The 18,804-nt window shown below is 56.2% G+C and carries 13 protein-coding genes; 9 read left to right on the plus strand and 4 right to left on the minus strand.

Annotated elements, in window-relative coordinates; all coding sequences use genetic code 11:
- Positions 1–7: 7 nt before the first annotated feature.
- From tilS to IT971_RS06960, 4 genes are all read left to right on the plus strand, one after another.
- On the plus strand, positions 8–1,480 hold the full coding sequence (tilS, locus tag IT971_RS06945; protein WP_063096136.1) for a tRNA lysidine(34) synthetase TilS: 1,473 nt from the start codon (positions 8–10) through the stop codon (positions 1,478–1,480).
- An 86-nt stretch (positions 1,481–1,566) separates the two neighbouring features.
- Positions 1,567–3,510 carry an ATP-dependent zinc metalloprotease FtsH gene (gene ftsH, locus IT971_RS06950; RefSeq protein WP_007092129.1) on the plus strand — a complete coding sequence of 648 codons (1,944 nt, stop codon included), beginning with the start codon at positions 1,567–1,569 and terminating at the stop codon, positions 3,508–3,510.
- 13 nt (positions 3,511–3,523) lie between these two features.
- On the plus strand, positions 3,524–4,639 hold the full coding sequence (gene folP / locus IT971_RS06955; RefSeq protein ID WP_007092128.1) for a dihydropteroate synthase: 1,116 nt from the start codon (positions 3,524–3,526) through the stop codon (positions 4,637–4,639).
- Between the two features lie 261 nt (positions 4,640–4,900).
- Entirely contained in the window at positions 4,901–5,686 is a 786-nt protein-coding gene (locus IT971_RS06960) for a response regulator transcription factor (protein WP_063096134.1), read from the plus strand.
- Positions 5,687–5,701: 15 nt separating this feature from the next.
- Here IT971_RS06960 and IT971_RS06965 read toward each other — a convergent pair whose 3' ends face one another.
- Positions 5,702–7,693: a sensor histidine kinase gene (locus IT971_RS06965; protein ID WP_063096132.1), complete on the minus strand. Its 1,992-nt coding sequence runs from the start codon at positions 7,691–7,693 to the stop codon at positions 5,702–5,704.
- The gene (locus IT971_RS06970; RefSeq protein WP_063096130.1) at positions 7,690–9,696 is read right to left on the minus strand and encodes a sensor histidine kinase; all 2,007 of its coding nucleotides are present in this window, start codon (positions 9,694–9,696) and stop codon (positions 7,690–7,692) included. Before IT971_RS06970 ends, IT971_RS06965 begins: the two co-directional genes overlap by 4 nt.
- A gap of 279 nt (positions 9,697–9,975) precedes the next feature.
- Between IT971_RS06970 and glmM the strand changes: the two genes are divergently transcribed.
- Genes glmM through IT971_RS06985 form a run of 3 tightly spaced genes read left to right on the plus strand, consistent with a single transcriptional unit; the run spans position 9,976 to position 12,562 of the window.
- On the plus strand, positions 9,976–11,325 hold the full coding sequence (glmM, locus tag IT971_RS06975) for a phosphoglucosamine mutase (RefSeq protein ID WP_007092124.1): 1,350 nt from the start codon (positions 9,976–9,978) through the stop codon (positions 11,323–11,325).
- A 50-nt stretch (positions 11,326–11,375) separates the two neighbouring features.
- On the plus strand, positions 11,376–12,176 hold the full coding sequence (thiD, locus tag IT971_RS06980; RefSeq protein WP_063096129.1) for a bifunctional hydroxymethylpyrimidine kinase/phosphomethylpyrimidine kinase: 801 nt from the start codon (positions 11,376–11,378) through the stop codon (positions 12,174–12,176).
- A gap of 29 nt (positions 12,177–12,205) precedes the next feature.
- Positions 12,206–12,562, plus strand: a complete 357-nt coding sequence (locus IT971_RS06985; protein ID WP_007092122.1) for a hypothetical protein — start codon at positions 12,206–12,208, stop codon at positions 12,560–12,562.
- Between the two features lie 10 nt (positions 12,563–12,572).
- Here the strand turns inward: IT971_RS06985 and IT971_RS06990 are convergent, their stop codons facing one another.
- Positions 12,573–13,448 carry an AEC family transporter gene (locus tag IT971_RS06990; RefSeq protein WP_063096127.1) on the minus strand — a complete coding sequence of 292 codons (876 nt, stop codon included), beginning with the start codon at positions 13,446–13,448 and terminating at the stop codon, positions 12,573–12,575.
- 217 nt (positions 13,449–13,665) lie between these two features.
- On the opposite strand from IT971_RS06990, the gene IT971_RS06995 reads away from it, so the two are divergent.
- Positions 13,666–14,310, plus strand: a complete 645-nt coding sequence (locus IT971_RS06995; RefSeq protein ID WP_063096123.1) for an HAD-IIIA family hydrolase — start codon at positions 13,666–13,668, stop codon at positions 14,308–14,310.
- Positions 14,311–14,323: 13 nt separating this feature from the next.
- Here the strand turns inward: IT971_RS06995 and IT971_RS07000 are convergent, their stop codons facing one another.
- The gene (locus IT971_RS07000) at positions 14,324–16,387 is read right to left on the minus strand and encodes a tetratricopeptide repeat protein (protein ID WP_063114454.1); all 2,064 of its coding nucleotides are present in this window, start codon (positions 16,385–16,387) and stop codon (positions 14,324–14,326) included.
- Between the two features lie 500 nt (positions 16,388–16,887).
- On the opposite strand from IT971_RS07000, the gene ilvD reads away from it, so the two are divergent.
- Positions 16,888–18,741, plus strand: a complete 1,854-nt coding sequence (gene ilvD, locus IT971_RS07005; protein ID WP_037987909.1) for a dihydroxy-acid dehydratase — start codon at positions 16,888–16,890, stop codon at positions 18,739–18,741.
- Positions 18,742–18,804: the final 63 nt, after the last annotated feature.

The following is an 18,804-nucleotide window of genomic DNA, read 5'->3' on the forward strand; positions in this document are numbered from 1 at the left end:
CAGTCTGATGGCAGACCAACCGGAAAATATGATCAATCCCGATCCGGCGTCCGATGGAACCCCATTGGACGCCGTTGTCTTTTCACGCCTGATGAATGTTTTTGGCCCGTTTGAAGATCGGCCGAAAATTGCCGTGGCGGTTTCGGGGGGCGCGGACAGCATGGCGTTGGCGTTACTGGCGCATGAATGGTGCGGGTCAAAGGGCGGCGAATTGACCGCCATCACGGTTGATCACGGCCTGCGTGCGGAGGCGGCAGAGGAAGCGATCCGGGTTGGGGAGCAGCTTCGAAAACATGGCATTGATCATCGTATTTTGCGCTGGGACGGGACCAAACCGCAAAGTGGTATTCAGGAAGCGGCGCGCAAGGCCCGCTATGACCTGCTGGACCTCGCGTTGGGGGAAATGGGCATCCTGCACCTTTTGGTCGCCCATCATCGCGATGATCAGCATGAAACGCTTGTGATGCGGCAACAGCGCGAGAGTGGCGTGATCGGCCGGGCCGGGATGGCGGCGCGGCGTTATCTGCGCAATGGCAGAGTGTTGCGGCCTTTGCTGCCCGTGGCCAAGGTTGATCTGATTGCAACGCTTCGGACCCGCCAGCAGGACTGGATCGAAGACCCGTCCAACCGCAATGTCCGTTTTGAGCGCGTGCGCATCAGACACAGCCCGATGATGGACGGCCCGAAAAAAGAGACGGTTCAAAGCGGTGCCGATGCACGCCAGACCGCGGAATACCGGATTGCCGATCTTCTGGCATCGGCAGTGCAGATTAAAAATTGCGGTATTGCACGTATCGATTATTCGAAATGGCAGGATGCTGGCGGTGATGAAGTAACCGCACGCTATGCCCTTGGGCATATTGTCCGGGTGGTTGGCGGGGAAAATTATATGCCGGCACTGGGCGCGTTGACGGCGGCCCTGCTGCAAATCAACGAGAAGGAAGATGCGCGGGTCAGTCTGGGCGGATGTGTGTTGCATCGCCGGGGAGGCATTTTGCTGGTTTATAGAGAGATCGGGCGCGTGGACGCCCATCCGGTTCGCATCAATGCCGATTGGATGCGCGATGGTTTCGGGCAGCGTTGGGACAATCGGTTCGAGCTTTTTTTCGCAGATCATGGCGCGGGGGTAACCGCGGATTACAGTGATTTGGGGCGGTTTGTGATTGCGCCGCTGTCGGCTTGTGATGCGTTTCACACGCGTGCCTTTCGGACCGCCATTGGCAAAATCGCGCCATTTGTTGATCATTTGCCGCGCGCGGCCCTTGCATCCATACCCGCATTTTATGATAAAGAAGTTCTGCTTTCCGTTGGCGGGCTTGAGGTTTCAGGCATTTCCGACGTATTATCCGCCGCCGGTTGCCGCACGGCCCCGATGGGGGTAGAAAACGCAATCGGCATGCGATGGCGGTTTGCACCCCCGACACCTTTGTGGGAAAGTGGGTTTAAATCGTCGCCGAAACCCGACGTCCTACTTGCGTAAAGGTACCTTATCATTATCTGATGGTCAGGCCGTGCGCAGGGCGATTGCGCGTCATGGCGAACACAAATTGCGATCAGTAGCTTGGAATGAATATGGGAAAAAATCTCGCACTGTGGGTTATCATAGCCATCCTTTTGGTGGCTTTGTTTAACCTGTTTCAGTCGCCATCAGGACGGAGCGGCCAGTCAACGCTGGCGTTTTCGGACTTCCTGGCCGAAGTTGACAGCGGCCAGATTTCAGAAGTTACGATCCAGGGCAACACTCTTACAGCGCAAACCCGCGATAACCGGACCGTTAGTGTTTATACTCCTGATTATCCGAGCCTTGTCGAACGTCTGAACGACAAGGGCGTTCGTATTATTGCCCAGCCGGAAGAAAGCCTGTCGCCGCTTATGAGCGCGCTGATCAGCTGGTTCCCGATGCTGCTGATTATTGGTGTGTGGATTTTCTTCATGCGTCAGATGCAGGGCGGCGGCGGCAAGGCCATGGGCTTTGGCAAATCAAAGGCCAAGATGCTGACCGAGAAATCCGGTCGGGTGACCTTTGAAGACGTGGCCGGGATCGAGGAAGCCAAGGGCGAGCTTGAAGAAGTCGTCGACTTCCTGCGCGATCCGCAGAAATTTCAGCGCCTTGGCGGTAAAATCCCCAAAGGCATGCTTCTTGTCGGACCTCCGGGTACTGGTAAGACGCTTCTGGCACGTGCGATTGCCGGTGAAGCCAATGTGCCGTTCTTTACGATTTCGGGTTCCGATTTCGTGGAAATGTTTGTTGGTGTCGGCGCATCGCGTGTGCGTGACATGTTCGAACAGGGCAAAAAGAACGCGCCCTGCATCATCTTTATCGATGAAATCGACGCCGTTGGCCGCCATCGTGGTGCTGGTCTTGGCGGCGGAAACGATGAACGCGAACAGACCCTGAACCAGCTTCTGGTCGAGATGGACGGTTTTGAGGCCAACGAGGGTGTTATCCTTGTGGCAGCAACCAACCGTCCGGATGTTCTGGACCCGGCATTGCTGCGCCCCGGTCGTTTTGACCGTCAGGTTGTTGTGCCGAACCCCGATCTTGAAGGTCGTGAACGTATTCTTGGTGTTCACGCCCGCAAGGTTCCGCTGGGGCCGGATGTTGACCTGCGCACGGTTGCGCGTGGCACGCCGGGCTTCTCGGGTGCGGATCTGGCAAACCTTGTCAACGAGGCAGCGCTTCTTGCCGCCCGTCTTGGCAAGCGTGTCGTCACCATGGCCGATTTTGAAAACGCCAAGGACAAGGTGATGATGGGGGCGGAACGCCGTTCCATGATCATGACCGACGATGAGAAGAAGCTGACGGCTTATCACGAAGGTGGTCATGCGCTTGTTGCGCTGCATACCCCGGCATCCGATCCGATCCACAAGGCAACCATCATTCCGCGCGGTCGTGCACTGGGTATGGTGATGCGCCTGCCGGAACGCGATCAGGTTTCCAAATCCTACGAACAGCTGATTTCCGACCTGGCGGTTGCCATGGGTGGCCGCGTTGCCGAGGAAATCATCTTTGGCAAGGACAAGGTCACCACGGGTGCATCTTCGGACATCAACATGGTGACGCAGTATGCGCGCAAGATGGTGACCGAATGGGGCTTTTCGGACAAGCTTGGCAATGTCAAATATGTGGATAATCAGGAAGAAGTGTTCCTGGGTCACAGCGTTGCCCAGCATAAGAATGTTTCGGAAAAAACAGCCCAGCTGATCGATGAGGAAGTCCGTCGTTATTCCGACGAGGCCTATGTTTTCGCCAAGCGGGTTCTGACCGAGCATCTTGACGATCTGCATGTTCTTGCCAAGGGGCTTCTGGAATACGAAACCCTGTCGGGCAAGGAAATCGATGCGCTTCTGCGCGGCGAGGAAATCAACCGTGCGGGCCATTCCAATGGTGGTGGCAAGGACGCGGGCGGCGGACGCCGTTCGACGGTTCCGACCACCGGTGGTGCGCGCAAGGAAAACCCGGGTGAAGGTGGCGGGGATTTGTCCCCGGAGCCGCAGCCGGGCAGCTAACTGAAAGAGACTGATGGACAAGATCGAAGGATCGGTCCTGCGAAGCCCCGCCGATGTGCGGGGCTTTGCTGATTTTGACGGACCGTTATATTACGCACCTACCGGTTTCATCGACCATGCCGATGATCCCAATACGTTACCACTTGCCGGATCGCGCCGCGGCTTTTCCGCGCTTGAAATCATCCGCCGTCGCGACGGCGGCGGTGCCGAAAGCATGATCCTGCCGTTGCTGGCCCTTGAAGGCTGGGTCCAGAATTCCGGGCGGGTGGATGAAATCAATGACGTTCTGAACCGTCTGACAACCAAACGCGCCGATTTTGCCGGGCTTGATATGGCGTCCTGTCATGTGATGGGTATTATCAATGTCACGCCGGACAGTTTTTCGGATGGCGGCGATTACAACAGCACCGATCAGGCGATTGCGCGCGCGCGCGCCCTGGCGGCACAGGGGGCATCCATCCTTGATATCGGCGGGGAGTCGACCCGGCCGGGGGCGGAAGCCGTGTCCGAAGCCGACGAGATCGCCCGCGTTGTTCCGGTGATCCGGGCCCTGGCCGAAGACGGTCATTGCGTTTCCATCGATACCCGCCATGCAAGCGTGATGGAGGCCGCGATTGAGGCTGGTGCGGCGATCATCAATGACGTGACCGGGCTTGAAGGCGATGAACGGTCGATGGAAGTCGCCGTGGCATCGGGCAGGCCCGTGATGCTGATGCATATGCAGGGCGAACCGGGCACGATGCAGGAAAACCCGCAATATGATTGTGCGGTTCTGGATGTGTATGACTATCTGCTGGACCGGATCGAAAGTTGCGAACGGGCTGGGATTGCGCGCGATCGTATCTGTGTCGATCCGGGCATTGGTTTTGGCAAGTCGCTGTCGCACAATCTGGAACTGCTATCACGTCTGGCGATTTTCCATGGGTTGGGCTGCCCGGTGTTGCTGGGCACGTCGCGCAAATCATTTATTGGCAAGATTGATCCGGCAGCATCCCCGAAAGAGCGGCTGGGCGGATCGATTGCATCGGCGGTCAATGGATGGCGGCACGGTGTTCAGATGATCCGGGTGCATGATGTTCATGACACGGTTCAGTCGATTTCGGTCGCGACTGCGACATCGATGGTATAGCCATTTTCGACTATCAATCTATGGATGTATAGGTTGACCGGTTTGAACAACGAATTATAAAAGGCCCGCCGTTCTGGTGCATTTTCGGGTGCCAGAATTGCGGGTCTTTTTTGGTCCGGTGAATCTGGCAATTTCTGACAGATCGTGCTTGGGGCTTGCGGATTTTACCCAATCGCCACATACCATTAAAGATAAAGAGAATTGCGATCAGGAAGATCGCGCAAATGGTTGGTTTCGTGCAAACAGCGAAGGCGAAGTTGAATGAATGGATACAGCGCGCACGCGCGCGTTGAACAGCCGGAAAAGGCTGCGGGTCAGGAAACGATGGCGACTTGTGTTTTCGTGGTCGAGGACAATGCCGATCTTAATCGGGATTTGTGCGAATACCTCGAGATGTGCGGTTTTGATGTTGTCGGTTGTGAAACTGGCGCAGCGTTTCATCGCGCGCTGAAATCCAAAACACCTGCGGCGATCATTTTCGATATCATGCTGCCGGATGCCGATGGCTATGAATTGGCCAAATATGCGCGCGCCAACCTTGATTGCGGCATCATGATGCTGACATCCCTTGCGGGGATGGATCATCATCTTACGGGGTATAAATCCGGTGCGGATGTTTACCTGACGAAAGACAGCCCGCTTTCGGTGATCGAGGCGGCCTTGCGCCCGTTGTTGCGCCGGGTTGGCAAAAAAGATGACGATGCGGTTGAAGACCCGGAAAAAGACGGGACCTGGACCCTTGATATGCTGAACTGGACGCTGAGCAATTCGAGCGGCGGTTCTTCGACTTTGACCGCGACGGAACGCACCATCGTGCAATTGCTGGTCGAAGCAAACGGGGCGTGGCTGACACGCCCGGAAATCGTCATGGCGCTGGGCAAGGCCGATACGGCCGAAAATTGCCGTAACCTTGATACGGCGATCCGGCGCGTTCGTCAGAAAGTCCTGCGCGAAACGGGCGATGAATTGCCGGTTCGGACCGCATATGGGCGGGGCTATGCCTTTACTTCGCCCGGTATCATTTTGGGTGCTGGCGAAACCGCCTGATTGACTGTTATCCGTTCAGATGTCGAACGACCCGGTGCTGTCTTCGCATGGCAGCAACAGGCATAGCTCGATCCCGTCGGTGCCCTTGTCACGCAATTTGATTGATCCGCCATGTGCATCAACGATGCGCTGCGAGATATGAAGCCCCAGCGCATTCTGCATTGCGGTTGGCCCGATATCCTGGCGGAAGAGGGCGTCACTGATGCGCAGAATTTCCTGGCTGTTCAAATCTTTGCCGTGGCAGGGAATATCGATTTCCACCAGCCATTCGCCATTGCGACGGACGGTGATATGGATTGGAGCTCCTTGAGCGTAGCGCCGTGCGGTTTCAATCAGGTTGGTGATCGCAAGCCCGACCAGTGTGGCATCGACATAGGTTTCAAGCTGTTCGGTTCCGACGCATTCCAGAGTGATTTCGGCATCGGCGCGCGATGTATCTGCGACAAAGTCCGTCAGCAGACGATTGACCGGCACCAGTTCGCAGGCCAGCGCAAAGTCACCGTCATCGATGCCATCCTTGTTGAGGAAAATATCCACCAGACGCGATAGTTTGCGTGCCTGATCCTGAATGCGCTGCAGGCGGTCGGTGACGTCGCTGCGGGCATCGCGCAGCCGAAGCAGCAGCATTTCGGAAGACCGTTGAATAACCGCAAGCGGTGTGCGGAATTCGTGCGAGAGCATGGAAATCAGTTTTCGCTGTTCCCCGACAAGCGAGGTTGTTGCCGCGGTGACCCTGAGCATGTTCATGCGTTCCTTTTCGATCTGCGAAAGGCGGAACCCCATGAGGATGCCCATCGCGCACATATGGAAAAACAGCGTGAACTGATGCAAGCCAAGCCGGAACGGCGTGGCGGCAATCAATCCGGCATGGGTCAGTTGCAACAGCACGGCCCCGCCGATCGGGATCACAATGACAACCAGATAGATCCACAAAAGCCACTGCCTTGGTGCCCGGATGATCCGGTAGGCAACAATCAGGGACAGTGTCGTGAGTAACGCGGCATGCAGCGGCACGACATATGTGCCGTAAAGCGCATAAAAATCGGTGGTCACGGTTAGAGCGCAGGCAACCGAAAGCCCGCAATAGACTTTAGCGATCCGCGCGATCACAACATTCTGTTTGCCAAGATCAAGAATATAGAACCAGAGAAAAATGGAGGCAGCCGAGCCGACGACATTGGTCACCCCGACAATCAGGTCATTGGCATAGGGCCATTCGGGTTGAATGACCGCGAGCACAAGCCCGTTGACCGCGGATGCCAGTGTGCCAATCAAAATAACGCAGACACCATATGTCGCAATCGCACGATCCCGGACGAGAGAGCCCAGAACCGTGTAAACCACGCCGAGCATCAGGATGACACCGAAATAGATGCTCATTGCCCCGTCGCGGAGCGTCAGACTGGAAATAAGCTGATCGGTTGGCCAAAGTTTGGCGATCAATAACTGGGTGCTGTTCGATTTGGTGCGGATGAAAAGAGTATAATCACCCGGTTCGAGTGGCGGGAAGCGGTCGACATGCTGACTGCCGCGGGTGGGGCGCAGGCCTGCCGGGACATGATCGCCCATATGGCTTTGCCACAGATGGCGCGATGTTCCCTGCCTGATCAGATAAGCATCGATGAAATTCATGTAGTTTGGCTGAATTTCAAGTTGCAGGGATTGTGTCTGGCCCTGCGGAACAGACAGTTGCAGCCGGTACCAGACGCTATCGCCCGTATAGCCAAAACTTGGCACGCCGGTACTTGGGGTGAAATCATCGATTGGCAGGTTCAAAACGTCATTGAGTGTCAGATCGTTTGTCCGGTCTTCAAGCCACAGAACGTGATCATGCAAATTCACAGGGGCCGCGATGTCCGGCAGAAGGGTCAGTTTGCCGACTTCCGTTGCCGTTGCCGTTGCCGTTGCTGTGGCCGGGGACAGCGGGGCCGTGACCGACAGCATGGTCAGTAGCGCCAGCAGGAGCCGGAAACAGAAAAGCATCGGTCTGTTTTTCGGATGGCTCATGACGCATTTTCCGGGTCGGAGGCAGGTACCGTCGGGGGATCAAGATTGGCGGTGCGCGCCGCTTCAATGTTGTTTTTGGTCAGTTCGCGGTCATAGGGCAGGCGGATCAGGATGGTGGTGCCACCGTTTTCGCCGACGCTGACTGTCATGCGACCCATATGCCCGATGATGATCCGGTTGGTGATATGCAGACCCAGACCGACGCCATGGGTGCTGCCCGATCTGTTGCCACGGTAAAATGCGTCGGCAACAAGCGACAGATCATCGGGCGAAATTCCCGGCCCATTGTCGGTGACGCGGATATAGACATTTCCATCGCTGCGGTGGGTGAATCCGATGCGAACACTGGCATCCGGGGCATATTTAAGCGCGTTTTCAATCAGATTGCATATCGCGCGTTCGATCAGGGTTCTGTCGATGCTTGCGACGGTAAAATCCACCTCTTCCAGCTCAATGTCATGATCGGGCGTCTCGCGCTGACGTCGGAGGACAAGGTCGCGCAGGAACGGTGCCAGAACGGTTGGTCTGGGGGAAATACGGAAATTGGTGCTATCAAGTGTTTCCTTTGTCAGGAACACATTCACCAGTTCAGACAGTTGGGTCGCATTTCTGCGAATGGTTGCGATCCGGCTGGTTATGGCTTCCGGGGCGTCGCGAACATGAAGCGAAACCATTTCGGCGGCGCGCTGTATAATCGCCAGTGGTGTTCGGAATTCATGGGATAGCATGGTGATGAATTCGCGCTGCTCGTCGGCGAGCTGATTGGCGCGCGTGCTGTTTTGAACGGCTGTGACGCGCTGGCTGGCAAGTGCGTATGTTCGGCCTGCCATGGCAATGCCGAGCAATAGCAGGTGCACAAGTGATGCCACCTGATAGCAGTTGCTGGTAAATCTGTTGGCCGGAACAAGGCCCATCAGCATCAGCAGATGCACGATAGCCGCAGCGGCGGGCAATCCCAATGCGACGAAATAGATCCGAAGCTTTCGCGCATCGGGCTTGGTCGCACCAAAATAGAACAGATAGCCATAGAGGATCAGCAGCACACCGATATGGAACAGGAAAAAGCTGCGCGCAAAATGGATGTACAGGTCGCTGACCGATGTCAGGGAACACAGGCTTGCAAGTGCCGCGTAAACCGCAAGAGCGGTGAATACGGTGCGCTTGTATTTGTCCAGTTCAATGATGTAGGCCCACATCATCACACTGGTCGCAAGCGAGAAGGCCGTGCCGGCACCGGTGATGGCATCACTGGCAAATTGCCATGTGCCGGACAGAAGAAGCTGGGCATAGCCAGAAATGCCCGCCGTTCCGGCAAACAGGGCCAGAACATAAAGCCCGTACCAGACAATCGCCCGGTCGCGGATCAGCAGACCCAGCGTGAAATAGACCATGAAGCCGATTAAAAGGATGCCAAGATAAAGCCCGTACAGAAACGTATCCTGCACGTTTTCGGTGATCAGGGATGTATCGGATTTTATAGACGCATTCAAAAGCTGGGCGCTGTTGCTTGAAACGCCGATCACCAGCCAGTATTTTCCTGCCGGAAGGTTGGGCCATTCGCTTAGATGCTGGCGACCCCGGGCTTCGGATGGGTTCGGGGGGATATGATCCCCAACGACATCGTTCCAGACGGTTATCCGTGTATCGGCATCAAGGATCGCAAGCCTTATCCGGTTCAGATAAGGCGGTGAAATTTCAAGATAGCGTTTGAGTTCAAGCGGTTTTTCACCGTCTTTTGTGACAAGAATCTGCATCCGGTACCAGACGGCTTCAAGCGTGTAACCGGGGCCGGTTGATCCCATAAGCGGTGTGAAATTGTCTGCCGGGAGCATGGCGACATCGGCGGCTGTTCGAACCTGCCGTTTGGTTGACAGACGTTCGATCAGCGGTGCGAGGTCAATATCATCCTGATCGGCGGAATAGGATCCGATGACAAGTTCAAGAGGGCCCATATTGGCAAGGGCAGGGCGGGTCATGAAAATCATCGCGATGATGACCTGCACTATGATCCCTGTGATATAACCCTTGCGGCAACCGGTTTTCCGCAAAATGCCCCCGATTTCGGAATATTCAAACGCTTCGTATCCTAGATACCGGGTTTTAAAAGCAAGGTCATGGCTTTTATAAGCGAAGGGTAAAGGACGCGATTAACGGATCGGTTGCTTATGAGAGGTATAATCGGTCACTTGCCGGTAGCATTGCGCGGACACTTTGATATAACCGGCAGTCAGGAAAAATAACCCGCACGCCGATGTGCCGGGATGGAAGCAGAGAAGACGAGCATGAGCCGTAAATATTTCGGGACCGACGGTATTCGCGGAACCGCCAACACCGCCCCCATGACAGCCGAAGTTGCGCTTAAGGTCGGGATGGCCGCTGGCCATTATTTCACCCGTGGCGATCATCGTCATCGTGTGGTGATTGGCAAGGATACCCGTCTGTCGGGCTATATGCTTGAACCGGCCCTTGTTGCCGGTTTTACGTCGATGGGGATGGATGTGATGCTGGTCGGGCCGATGCCGACCCCGGCCGTTGCCATGCTGACCAAATCGATGCGGGCTGATATCGGCGTGATGATTTCCGCCTCGCACAATCCGTTTCAGGATAACGGCATCAAGCTTTTTGGCCCGGATGGCTTCAAACTGTCCGACGAGGTCGAACTTGAGATCGAAGCGATGATGGATAGCGACATGTCGGCGTTGCTGGTGGCTGCCGACAAGCTAGGCCGTGCGCAGCGCATTGATGATGCGCCGGGCCGCTATATTGAGGCGGTCAAATCATCGCTGCCGTCTTCGGTGACGCTTGAGGGGCTCAAGATCGTTCTGGATTGCGCCAATGGCGCGGCTTATTCCGTGGCGCCCAAGGTCCTGCGTGAACTTGGCGCGGATGTCATTGAAATCGGGACCAAACCGAACGGTCTTAACATTAATGCCGAATGCGGATCGACGCATACCCAAACCATGTGCGACCGGGTGTTGGCCGAAAAGGCCGATGTCGGGATTGCCCTGGATGGTGATGCCGACCGGGTTCAGATGTGTGATGAAAAAGGCCAGCTGATCGATGGGGATCAGTTGATGGGCCTTGTCACCACCCATTGGAAACGCACCGGGCAGTTGCGCGGCAATGCGCTGGTTGCGACGGTGATGTCAAACCTTGGTCTTGAACGTTACCTTGAAAGTAATGGGTTGCGCCTGATCCGTACCAAGGTCGGGGATCGTTACGTTGTGGAACAGATGCGCGCCCTTGATTGCAATGTCGGCGGGGAACAGTCCGGGCATATCGTGCTGTCGGATTTTGCATCGACCGGTGATGGCTTGCTGGCGTCCCTTCAGGTTCTGGCGGTTCTGGCGGATCGCGATGGTCCGGTTTCGGAAGTCAGCCGCGTTTTCGATCCGCTGCCGCAAATCCTTAAGAACGTGCGTTATGTGGCGGGTTCCGATCCGCTGTCACACAGCAGTGTGGTCGATGCGATTTCCAGTGCCGAACGGGCCTTTAACGGCGATGGTCGCGTCCTGATCCGCAAATCGGGAACCGAACCGCTGATCCGTGTGATGGCCGAAGGCGATGACGCGATCAAGGTTGAACAGATTGTTGATGGCATTGTTGCTGAAATCATGGCTGTTGCGGGTTAAGGCAGCAGGACTATCTTGAGGCGAATATCAGAAGTGCTTGGAGGTCGATCATGAAAGGTCGCGTATTGATCATTGCCGGCTCTGATTGTTCCGGCGGGGCCGGAATTCAGGCCGACATCAAAACCGTGACTGTTCTGGGTGGATATGCCGCAACCGCGATCACGGCGCTGACGGTGCAAAATACCACCGGTGTTTTTGATGTTCTGGGCATTGATCCGAAACTGATCGTCCATCAGGCCGAAGTCACGATTGATGATATCGGGGCCGATGCGATCAAGACTGGTATGCTGCATAGTGTGCCGGTGATCGAAGCGGTTGCAAAATTCATCCGGCACAAAGCCGCCGATATTCCGATTGTTGTTGATCCGGTGATGATATCGCAAAGCGGATCGCGTCTTTTGAACGAAGACGCGGTTGATGCGCTGATCAAAAACATGGTGCCGCTGGCGACCGTCCTGACACCCAATATTCCAGAGGCCGAAGTGCTTTCGGGGATGAAGATTTTGACCGAGGGTGACATGATCGAAGCCGCCCGCAAGATCGGTGAGCTGGGGGCCAAGGCGGTGCTGGTCAAGGGCGGCCATGCCGACGGCGAGCGGATTGTTGATATCCTGTGGCGGCATGATGGTGATATCGAAGGGTTTGAGGCGGATCGTATTCCGTCGGAAAACAACCATGGGACGGGTTGTTCGCTTGCCAGTGCGATTGCGACGGGGCTTTCGCAGGGCATGGGGCTTAGCGATGCGGTGGCGCGCGCGCGGGCGTTTGTACGCGAAGCGATCCGCACGGCCCCTGATTTTGGCAAGGGCAATGGCCCGTTGAACCACGCGCATCCTGTTACTGGTGAATAGTCAGAATACAACCTCCGTCGGGATTTCTAATGGCTTTTAACATTTCACACCGTACGAAGCGCCGGTTGTTCCTGATTGCGATCATCGCATTGGTTGCCGCAACCGTGGCAGAAGAATCACGGCGTTTCATTGCCGATCAGATCTGGACGGATGATGCCGCACCCTGGGAAAAGGTGACGGCGGTTTATTATCCCGATACGCAGAAACAAACCGATATCCGTATTTCGGATGCAAGGTTTGATGACGTTGCGCAATGCCGCGAACATATTGCCAAGCTGGCAACTGAAAACGGGGATGCGGACCTGCAAAAGGGACGGTCAGAATGTGCCGTCGGGTTTTACCGCGATGGTACGGGCGAGGGTAGCTATCGCCTGATCATCGAATAGGACGCCGGACCTAAAGCACGTACCACAGCAAGCCGGGCAGGGCGATCGCGGCAAGGAAGCTTGAACTGATGACCACACCGGCGACTTCTTCGGGTTCGCGGTTGTAAAGCTGGGCAAACAGATAGCAGAACACCGCAACCGGCATCGAACATTGCAGGATGACGACCCCGCGTTCGATCCCGGTAAGCCCCATGGCTTCGGAAAGGCCGACGCCAACCACAAAGCCCATCACAAGGCGCAGCATGCTAAGTGCGGTGCTGCGCGCGAGGCTGACCGGGCGGAGGCGGGCAAGTGACACACCCAATGTAAACAGCATTAACGGAATGGTGAGCTGTCCGATCAGGTTGGTCGTGTTGTAAAGCCATGCCGGGACTTCGGTATTGGTCGCAAGGAAGCCGGTTGCAATCAGGGTTGCCGGGATGATCGGCATTTTGATGATCGATTTAAGCGAGAAACTGCCCGAAACGAACGCCACCCCGATGGTCAGTTGCAAAACCACGTAAACCGCAAAGAACGCGACCGACAGCGCCAGACCATCCTGCCCGTATGCCAGCATGCAAAGCGGCAGACCGACATTGCCGACATTCGGCCAGGTCAGCGATTGCAGATAGGTCCGCGGGGCCAGTTTGAAAACTTTCAGGATCGGCCAGCCGATCAGAACGAAAATGATGTTCGCGGCAAGGGCGGCAGTACCCATCGATACCAGCGCATCCGCACCAAGATCAACCGTGGCAAGGGCGGCAAAGGTCAGGCAGGGGGTGGCAAAATAGGTGACGATGGATGTCACCAGTCCCGTATCGAAATGTCTGCCGGACCGTGCCCAGATATAACCAAGACCCGTGGTTATGAAAACCGGCGCAAGAATGGCAAAGATATCGGCAAACATGAAATTCAGTATCCCCAGATGGCTTGGCCCCGATGGCCCCCGGGTGAAATTGTCATGACCGATAGTCGCGGGGCAAGCGAATAATGGTAATACCAGTTGGTTTTCCGCATCGCGATAAGTCGACACAAACCTGCGTCGTGAAAACTTGTCATTCCGGATGTTGATGGTGCATGTTAGCCCGTCCATCAGCCCCAGAGACAAAAAGACAGGGTCAGGCATGAGCCCCAGAAAATACGATTTCGTTCACCGCCATTTCATTGATCCGGCTCCGCGCTGGCGCGATCAGCGCCATCCTGTGCCTGCGGTTTTTCTTGATCGTGATGGGGTGGTGAATGAAGAAGTCCATTACCTGTCAAAGATTGACGATCTTGCCCTGATTCCCGGAACCGCCGCAGCCATCAAACAGCTTAATGATGCCGGTATTCCGGTGATGATCGTGACCAACCAGTCGGCGGTGGCGCGGGGCTATCTGACCGAGGCGGGCCTTCGTGACCTGCATGAGGCGATGCTTGCGATGCTGGCGCGCGAGGGGGCATCGGTGCAGGGGATTTATTATTCGCCCTATCATCCCGACGGGGTTGAGGGATATCGCCGCGAAAGCGAATGCCGCAAACCAGGCCCAGCCATGATCCTTGCCGCGGCCGAGGATTTTGTGATTTCGCTGGGCGATAGTGTTCTGATCGGGGATCGGATCAACGATATTCGTGCCGGACGTGCGGCGGGCACCCATGCGGTGATCGTTAAGACCGGGCATGGGGCAAAGGAAACAATCTGGCCCGAGGCGGCAGAGGCGGACTTTATCGCCGATGATTTGCAGGCCGCAGTGACCGAACTTTTCGCGCGCGGTGTTCTGGCGCGCTAGGGCTGCTTGGTGATCATAACGCACACCAGGTTTTCCACATATCCCGGCAGGATTCTTCAAGTTCGCGCGCGGTGGCTGCACCGTTCATGGCCCTGCTGTTTTTCATCCGGTCGCGCATGCCGGCCCGAATGGTGGTAAGGGCGTTGATGTCCTGTGTCAGAAGGACGGCCTTTTCGACGTAACCCTTTTGCGTTTCCGCCGCCAGCGCATCGAGCCCGATATCGGATAACAGGCAAAGCCCTGCGCGTGATGCCGGTGTTTCACCTGCCATCGTGACAAACGGAATACCGTGCCACAGCATATCGAAATAGCGCGCGATATCAATCATCGGGAAGGGCGCCAGTCCGATATCGATCCGGGCGTAAAGATCGGGTTTATCTTCGGGGCTGACCGCACCAATCAGATTGACACGATCCGTATGAAGCCCGGCCTGGCGCAGACGATCCAGCATTGTCTTTCTGGCAAAGGCATCGCCCAGAACATCATCCTGAACGACAAGGCGACTGTTCCTGACCTTGTTTAATATGCGCGCAAAGCAGTTCAGGCTGGCGTCACTGATGTTTGATAACCGGTCAAAGCAGCCAAAGGTCACGGCTTCGTCAATTGCGGCTGGAAGCAGGCTGAGCATGGCGGCATCATCCGAGCCGACATAGGCAAAAGGCCCCGATCCCAGATGCTGCACATTTTCACAAAAAAGCCTGTTTTCGGCCGGTTTGGTCGGGATCGCGCGATGATGGACAAGGATGTAATCCATCTGACTGATGCCCGTCGTCATTGGTGCGATGCTGGCCTGAACCGGGGCGGCGCGATGGGCGAATACCGTGATCGGTTGATCCGTCACCGGGCCGGTCAGGTCAAACAGGATATCGACCCGGTCCTTCCGGATGCGCTCAGCAATCTGAAGCGGGCTTTGGCCGTAAACCTCGCGCCAGCCATCGGCCATGACCTGCCATGAACGGGTGGTCTGATCCGGGCGCGGGGTGGCCGAATACAGAAACAGTTCGACCTCGTTGCGGTTCAGGTGCCGGGCAACCCCCGCCAGCAGGGCAAAGGAGGCATGTTCGCAAAAATGCGGTGACAGCCAGCCGATGCGAAGCCGTTTATCAATCTGTTTGCTGTTGATAAATTTCGGTTCGGGCATTGTCGGCATGTGGCTTCGTGCCCATTGGCGGGCCTGTTTGAGATATTCGACCCCGCCGATATCGGGCAGCCTGGCAACCGCTGCCAGAAGGGCTGTGTGGGCATCCACATTTGCCGGGTGTTTTTCTACAAGCACGGTCAGTTCGGCAATCGCACTTGCGATATCGCCGCACCGCAATTCGATATCAGCAATTTCAAGATCGATTTCGATCCTGCCTTTGGCAAGGCGCTTGGCGGTTTTAAGGATCGCAATCGCCTTGGCATATTCGCCTTGTGCCGATAGGGCCCGCCCCAGCCCATGCAGGGCGGGGACATGACGGGGATCGATGCTGAGCGCGCGTTGATAAAGATTTTGCGCCATACCGGGATATCCAAGGCGCAGCGACACATCACCAACACGGCAAATCATATCTGGGGTGATCCCGGCGGCCTCGGCAGCGCGGTCAAGGGATGTGAGTGCTGCTTCTTCCTGTCCCAGTGCGTGCAATGCCTCGCCAAACAGCAAAAGTCCGTCAAAGTGATCGGGTTTCAGACCCAGCAACCGCCCCAGAAGGTCTACCGTCTGTCCGATATGTCCACGCGGCATTTCAAGGCGTGCCAGATGATAAAGGGCGGTCGGGAAATCGCCATGATAGCTGATGGCCTGACGGAATTCGTCAATCGCCTTTTCGATCTGCCCGGCCCGTTCGAGTGCAATCGCGAAATTGCACCGCACTGCCGGGTTGGCACCAAGTCGCGGCAGGCAGCTATCAAACAGTTCAAGGGCTTCGCGGTGGCGATCAAGGCTGGTCAGAAGAGTCGCCAGAAGATGTTCGACTTCGGGGTTGCCGGGCGACAGCGACAGTGCACGACGGTAAATTTTTTCGGCCTCGTCAGGACGGTTGCCTTCATGCGCGCTTAGTCCACGCCTGAGCAGGGTCTTGAGATCGGCCGACATCGATATGCTTTACCTCGTAAGATGGACAGTCCTGATTGCTGTCATATCAATCAGCATGCAGAAAAAGGAACGTTCTGTCATTGCTTTAAAGCATTTCGTTCTTTGATCAAAAGGAATGATCGGGCCGGAAAAAGCATAAAAAAAACCCCGGGCCTGCGACGCAGGCCGGGGCGAGAATGGGAGTGGGAGAATCGCCTGGCGGCGATAATCACCTGTTAAGATATGGATTATGGTCGAGGTCGTCGCCTATCTAATGGGATAGGATTGCGGGTCTTTGGTGTAGGTTCGCCCCCGAGAGGTGATGGAATTCCCGAAACTTAACCCGATGAGTGAAAGTGCTGCCTTGGAAATGGTGGTTATCTTTCAGGTAGCATTCGTTCCATATGGCGCAAAAACACGAAATTTTCGGGCAAAAAACTGTCATTGGGCGCGAAGACTGTGCTAGAACCGCTAAATATGTAACAATGATAAACACCCCGCGAAGATAGAGAGGTTCGACCATGCCGGAATATCGGTCCCGTACAACCACCCATGGCCGCAATATGGCCGGTGCGCGCGGCCTTTGGCGCGCCACGGGCATGAAGGATGAAGACTTTGACAAGCCGATCATTGCGGTCGTCAACAGCTTTACCCAGTTCGTGCCTGGTCACGTTCACCTGAAAGACCTTGGTCAGATGGTGGCCCGCGAAATCGAAGCCGCCGGTGGTGTTGCCAAGGAATTCAATACCATTGCGGTCGATGACGGTATCGCGATGGGCCATGACGGCATGCTTTACAGCCTGCCGTCGCGTGAAATCATTGCGGATTCCGTCGAATATATGGTCAATGCCCATTGTGCGGACGCGATGGTCTGCATTTCCAATTGTGACAAGATCACGCCGGGCATGTTGATGGCCGCCATGCGCCTTAACGTTCCGGCGGTGTTCGTTTCCGGTGGCCCGATGGAGGCCGGGAAGGTCACCATTGATGGCAAGGAACGTCATCTTGACCTTGTTGATGCGATGGTCGAAGCCGCCGATCCGAAAATCTCGGACGAACAGGTTGCGGTTGTCGAACGGTCGGCATGCCCGACCTGCGGTTCGTGCTCCGGCATGTTTACCGCCAACTCGATGAATTGCCTGGCCGAGGCGCTTGGCCTTGCACTGCCGGGGAATGGTTCGGTGCTGGCGACGCATGCCGCGCGTCAGGAACTGTTCCTTGAGGCGGCGCGCACATCCGTCAAGCTGGCGCGCCGTTATTACGAGGAAGAAGACGTTACCGCGACCCCGCGGGGCATCGCGACGTTCAAGGCCTTTGAAAATGCCATGGCGCTTGATATCGCGATGGGCGGTTCGACCAATACTGTTCTGCATCTGCTGGCGATTGCGCGCGAGGCCGAGGTCAACTTTACCATGGCCGACATGGATCGTCTGTCGCGCCAGATTCCGCATCTGTCGAAGGTTGCGCCCTCGCATCCGCTATATCACATGGAAGACGTCCATCGTGCCGGCGGCATCATGCGTATTCTGGGCGAGCTGGAACGCGGTGGGTTGCTGCATACCGATGTGCCGACGGTTCATAGCAAAACCATGGCCGATGCCCTTGAAAAATGGGACATCCGGCGCACCAAGAACGAAGCGGTGCATAAATTCTTCCGCGCCATGCCGGGGGGCATCCCGACCCAGACCGCGTTCAGTCAGGAACGGTATTGGGATGATCTTGACCTTGACGAAAAAGAAGGCTGTATCCGCGATATCGAACATGCCTACAGCAAGGATGGCGGTCTGGCGGTTCTGTTTGGCAATATGGCGGTCAATGGCTGTATCGTTAAAACCGCCGGTGTCGATGCCAGCATCCTGAAATTTACTGGTCCGGCCGTGATCTGTGAAAGCCAGGACGAGGCGGTTGCCAAGGTTCTGGGGGGCGAGGTCAAGGAAGGCGATGTTGTCGTCATCCGTTATGAAGGCCCCAAAGGTGGTCCGGGCATGCAGGAAATGCTGTATCCGACCAGCTATCTGAAATCGATGGGGCTGGGCAAGGCCTGTGCGCTTGTCACCGATGGGCGTTTTTCGGGCGGGACGTCGGGTCTTTCGATTGGCCACGTATCGCCGGAAGCCGCGGCAGGCGGGGATATCGCATTGATCGAGCCGGGCGATATCATCGAAATCGATATTCCGAACCGGTCGATCAGGATTGCGGTTGATGATGCGGTTCTGGCGGCGCGCCGTCAGGAAATGGAAGCCAAGGGCAAGGATGCCTGGAAACCGGCCAAGCCGCGCAAACGCAAGGTGACAACGGCCCTTCGTGCCTATGCCGCGCTTGCAACCAGTGCCGATCAGGGTGCGGTTCGCGATGTGACGCAGGTCGAATTTTAAGTCGTCCAAACCATAACAGCCAAAAAGCCGCCCGGTTCGCCGGGCGGCTTTTTGTTTGGGGTA

Source organism: Thalassospira sp. B30-1 (assembly GCF_015767575.1).
In the GTDB taxonomy this organism is placed as follows: Bacteria; Pseudomonadota; Alphaproteobacteria; order Rhodospirillales; family Thalassospiraceae; genus Thalassospira; species Thalassospira xiamenensis.